Source organism: Lactobacillus sp. UMNPBX17 (assembly GCF_002553735.1).
GTDB classification, from domain to species: domain Bacteria; phylum Bacillota; class Bacilli; order Lactobacillales; family Lactobacillaceae; genus Lactobacillus; species Lactobacillus gallinarum.
Genome location: NZ_PCYT01000081.1, coordinates 1 through 5,372 on the forward strand (window position 1 = coordinate 1; position 5,372 = coordinate 5,372).

Annotated in this window: 4 protein-coding genes; 1 reads left to right on the forward strand and 3 read right to left on the reverse strand. The window is 30.9% G+C overall.

Annotated features, from left to right (window positions below):
- Nucleotides 1-149 (forward strand): transposase (locus CP368_RS09065; protein ID WP_199161340.1); only part of this gene is annotated, 149 nt, incomplete at its 5' end.
- A 40-nt stretch (nucleotides 150-189) separates the two neighbouring features.
- Here the strand turns inward: CP368_RS09065 and CP368_RS10890 are convergent.
- The 3 genes from CP368_RS10890 to CP368_RS09075 form a co-directional block, all read right to left on the reverse strand.
- Nucleotides 190-1,068 carry a hypothetical protein gene (locus CP368_RS10890; RefSeq protein ID WP_233185868.1) on the reverse strand — a complete coding sequence of 293 codons (879 nt, stop codon included), beginning with the start codon at nucleotides 1,066-1,068 and terminating at the stop codon, nucleotides 190-192.
- A 104-nt stretch (nucleotides 1,069-1,172) separates the two neighbouring features.
- Entirely contained in the window at nucleotides 1,173-2,060 is an 888-nt protein-coding gene (locus CP368_RS10895) for a hypothetical protein (protein WP_233185869.1), read from the reverse strand.
- The gene (locus CP368_RS09075; protein WP_098045997.1) at nucleotides 2,041-5,211 is read right to left on the reverse strand and encodes a hypothetical protein; all 3,171 of its coding nucleotides are present in this window, start codon (nucleotides 5,209-5,211) and stop codon (nucleotides 2,041-2,043) included. Before CP368_RS09075 ends, CP368_RS10895 begins: the two co-directional genes overlap by 20 nt.
- Between the last annotated feature and the right edge of the window lie 161 nt (nucleotides 5,212-5,372).

A 5,372-nucleotide genomic window follows, 5' to 3' on the forward strand; every position in this document is an offset into this window, starting at 1 on the left:
AAAACAAGATGTGGGGCGGACATTTATGGTCACCCAGCTATTACTTTGGCACGGTAGGGAATATGTCTAAAGAAGTAGTAGAAAAGTACATTAATGACCAGATCTACAATGCCGTTAGAGACGGTAAGCCCTATCCATCCCCGCATTAAAATACGGGGATTTTCGGGCGTTTTTCATTAAATTCAATTTTTATCTCTCTTCATTATTATTTTTATCTTTTCTGATATATTCGTTCATGAGTTTAATCGGAAAAGGAAGAACCGTCAAATTTTTAAATTTAACCCAAACAACATCCATAGATTGTAAAAGCTGCTGCATATCTAGCAATTGCGACTTATTATTATCGTTTAAACATTCAATCTTTCTAACAACTGAAGCTACCGACTCTTTGGACTGCATCCCATTTCCAATAACTCCCACATTATAATATAGTTGATTTTGTGCGTAGAAATAATTCAAATTGATTAAACCGGCTAAATATTTATTTCTAGCCTCTTTGTTACGATATGCTAAAGTGCCTTTTTGGTTATTTGCCGCTTCATATAATGATGGCGATGGTATTGTTTTTAACGAAGTTTTGCTTACAGCATAGTAATTTTCATTTTGTTTATCTAAAATAATGTAGTCGTAAGCGGTCGTTAATTGATCGTTTCGTTCAATAAATAAATCATTCAAGAAAAACGGATCTTTAAAATTGGAAGTAATTACTTTAATTTGAAAATTAGTTTCATGACTCGTAAATTCTAGAGTTTGATTGCTTTTAGGATAATATTTATAAAAAGCCAAACTATCTAAGTCTAACCCAGTATTCAATGGTGAGAAATCTTGCATCTCTAAAATTGCTTTTACAGTCAATTCTTTAACTGCATTGATTAATGCGCTATCAATTACCGTTCCACTTTTATGCAGTACTCCTTCAATTGTTATATTTTGAATAATTTTAGCTTGATTTACGTAATACGTATCTTCTTTATCTTGGTTATCTTTTTTCGAATAGTAACCTAAATTGTGAATTAATGCTAAATTGTAATGACTACTTGTTTGACTGGGCTTAATTTTTATTGACAAGTTTTGACTAAAAAAGTCAGATATAGTCTTTACCGCTGATAAATTTTCTTGCGTTCGATCAATTAATGTAATTTCTTTATCTGACCAAAATGACTTAATTTTTTCTAATAATTTTTCTCCCCTTTTTTTTGATTAACGCCTTGATCATAACTCTCAGTTTGGATTTCTCTAAATTTTAATTTGTCAAAATATTGCGAGTAATGCTTATTCAATTGATCAATTAAATAATACATAATGCCACTTTTACTAGTTAAAAAGCTAGTTCTAGCTTGTCCAACTTTACCATTAAGATAAAAGAAAGGTGTTTGATCTGGCTTCAGATTTTTATGGGTAGGATGCATTAAATACCAATCATTTTCTTCTCCGTCATGGTAACAATTTGCCATTTGTTTGATTGTGCTTTCTTGCAAATTAATCTCATAACGTGGACTGCGACCCCATGACTTTATATTTTTAATTAATTCTTGAGCTTGTTTTTTTTGATAATAGGATAGTTGAGTAAATGCTCGCGTTTGAATATTAATTACTAGATTTTTACTAAAGCTTACTTCTTCAAATTTTAATTTTTCATTTTCTTCTGTGTTGGTATTAACATACAATTTTCCCAATAAATTACATCCCTTAACTGTAGAGAATACTTGTAGTTGAATTAATAGTAAGTTTAATATGATATTTGTTTCTACTTGTGCAAAATCACGCTGCTCAATTTTACCTATAGTCTCATCTAGTTCTGTTAAGCCACGCTTTAATTCAAAAATATTGGTTTTACCTTTATCCGTAAGGATATAAATTATGTCTTTGTTATTTTCTCTGATATAATTTACGGCCTTAATTACTGGTGACTTCTCTTGGTTACGGTTAAGTAAGGAGCGAGAGATATATTTACGTGTGCAATGTACCGCGTATAAATCAAAATCTTGATTTAGCTGATCAATCTTAAAATGCGGATCTTCCAATTGATTTAGATAAATTTTATTTCTTACTAGTGTCATTCCGTACCACCTTATCTAATAAGTCTTGCAATAATGCATTATCAATTTCACCATTATGTCTAAACAAATGAGGATAGTAATAGATCTTTTTTTCATTAATTTCGTTTCTGATTCCGCTATTTCGATAAGCATTTTCTTTTTCAAATTCGTAGAAATTAATAATCACGGCTGCATTACCTGTGGACTCATTTAATTTATTTTGAATATGCTTTTCGACATCTTTTGCAAGTACTGTAGTCCTACGTGAATCGTAATTCTTCATATCGACATATAGAATTCTCTGATCGTTTAACTTTAAAAATCCGTCAAAGCGTTCAAATTCATTCTGGGATAATTCCCTCATTTCATGGAAATCTAGATGATACTTCTGACAAATTAAAGCAAAAATCTCTTCTGAAATAGCTGCTTTATACAAATTGTTAAATGCGGCAGGCGTTAATAACCACCGACTCTTTTTACTAAAATCTAAATTATATTTTTCTCTTAGTAATGCTTGTCTTATCCATGAATTTTGCTTAAAAATTTTATCTAAATATTTAGCATATTTTTCTAGATTTAAACTAGTTAATTTGGCATTAATAGGTACTTGTTTTTGGGATTTTAAGTAATCTAATTTTTGTTGAGCTTTTCCCTGCTCAGAATCAATCAAAAGCACATTTTTGAAATCAGGATCTTCCTCTTGATCGTGATAGTAATAGTATTTTGCATCTGGGTTAGACAGTCGATAATAAAATCCTTCGACTGTCTTACGTAAATGATCTGGTATTTTAGATAAAGTGCTAATTCGAGGATGTTTTACAATCCATTCCCGCATTTCTACCCACTGATATTGCATAGTTTCACTTAAAGAACGCAATTTATAAGCACGTTTGGCTAAGAAAACTGCACCACTATTAATTAAAGCTAGCTCTTGCTTTTCCTTAATCGTTGCTAAACGATCTTGATATTTTGGATTTGAGGATAATCTATTTTTATTTTGCTCAATTAAGTCTTCAATCAGCACGTTAGTTCGTTTATGGCTTAAATAATCCCAGTCAATTTTATTTACAAAATTATAGTCATACTGGATTAGCATTTCTTTATTTTTGATATTTGTTCGACAAAGACGCCCTGTTATCTGTTCTAACTCTGCTGCAAGAGCATCCTGTGCAGGTAATAAGTCCCACATGCCATTACCTGATATTTTGCCAAAGTATTTTTGTAGTCTTGTTCTAACATCACGGAAAGATAAATTAGTTTGATTTGAATCGTATAATTCAAATTGTTCATAAATAATATGTCCTGCTCTGATTTTGAAATCATCTAAATCCTGAGTACCATTATTATTTGGATTTTCAAACATATGAGTAATTGATTCTATATAAATTCCTGCAATATCAATAAATGGTTCATTCAAGTTGACAAAGCGTTGATCAATAATTGCAAAATCATGGCTATGCTTTTGATAATAGTCTTTATCTAGAAGATATTGAAGATTGGTTCCACGACCAAGAGCTTGCTTATTAGTAAGCATGATTTGAAATTTTCCTTTACCCCATGTTTCTTTAACATCTTCTATTTCTTGACGATTTTGTGAACTAATCACTTTGAATAAATCATCTGGAAATGGAATATTTAAGATTTCAATAGCTTCTTTTAACCAATTTAATTCGTCGATTCGTATTATTGCATTGGTATAGATGATGAATGCATTATTTGTAGAATTTTTTTGATTTAACTGCAAAAAATTAATGATTGCACTTAATAGACGTATTTTACGTTCAAAATTAAAATGAGTATTACTAATTTTTGAATCAGCATCTTGGCGTTCGGCTTCACATAAAAACGGTGCATCTGGATCTAATCCGTTGCTTACGCGATTAGCAATCAAACGAGCAGGATATTTATTCAAAATTCGTTCAAGTTGTAATTCTGTTGGCTCTAAATGATTTTCATCTCTTAACAAAGTAGCTAAAGCTTGACTAAAAGTTTGTCCACTAATCATCAAGTTTTTTCCTGTCAACCTAGTGTCAATTTTTACTTTGCTTTTAATTAATTGATTTCGTTTTCTATTTTCTAAATCAAGTACCTCTTGCAATTTTGTAGGAATTTCTAAGAAGTTAACTATATTATTTTTTACCCAATTTAGATCAAAATTTCCTAATGGTGAGGGGTTTAAACTGGTTGATGATAATAAGATCGTCCTCATTTTATTTGCTACACTGGCAAGAATTTGTTCTGGTGTTGTCTTCTGTTGGTAGACACGAAGCTGGCCATTATTGTTAGCATCTTCACTTACAGTTAAATCAAATAGACGAAATCCAGAAGCATAGATGGTCTGATTATCTGTAAAACTTGCTTTAATATTTGGTAATTTTAAATTAAGTGCTTTATCCAAATAATTATCAATGAAGTATTTTGCTAACCTTCCTTCAGCATTAGTAGGCTGCAAAATCACGTTAACGATTTGCAAGTGTTCTTCTGATAACTCATAAACATTATGCAATTTTTCAGGATCAGTAATTTTTTTATTCAGATTTATCTTGAATTCATGATAATTTCTGGCGATTGAATAAGTCGTCTTTGCAATATAATGCAATAACCGAGTAAAGGAACTAGTTACTTTACTTAATCGAAATTCTGGATGCGTTTCGTAAAATTTTTGATCTATTGTAATCTCGTTAACAAGACGTTGAAAGTTAAATTTCCATACCAAATACTTTTCATCTTTTTTCAAGCCAAACAAAAAACTGCTTTTACCTGTGTTAAATAGAAATTTGTTAGTATTATCCCCCAAAAGTGCAGGATCAATTTTTAATGGGGACTGTAAATGATACTGATCATATGTCTTCTTGATCACTTGATAAAGTTGCTTAATTCTGGTTTTATTTGTTTTTCCAGAGGGGTCTTTGGCGTCTATGATTATTCGTTCCATGCGTCCAATAGCTGGCAAAATATTGGCGTAAAATCTTCGAATTAGAGTTGGCATATCTTCAACATCTTTAGACCCCATCTCACTTTCGATTAATTTATTGGTCCAATTTGATTTAATCTTATCTGATTCATCTAAAAAGAGAATAGGTGTCTGACTATTTTTAAAAGTCAAATCCCAATAATTGTCTTCATTTCCGATGGCTGTTTTATATGGGAAAACGAATTTATCCGCAGTCATGATCAAAACGTAATAACGACTGAGATCAGTATCTTTAAATAAATCACATATCCAAGGCGCCTTTTTAATTAAATAATTTAGCCGTTTTTGTTTGGTATTAAGTTTTCGCCGATTGTAAAATCAAGTTGAACACTTTATAAAAATAAAAGTCCATCTGGACC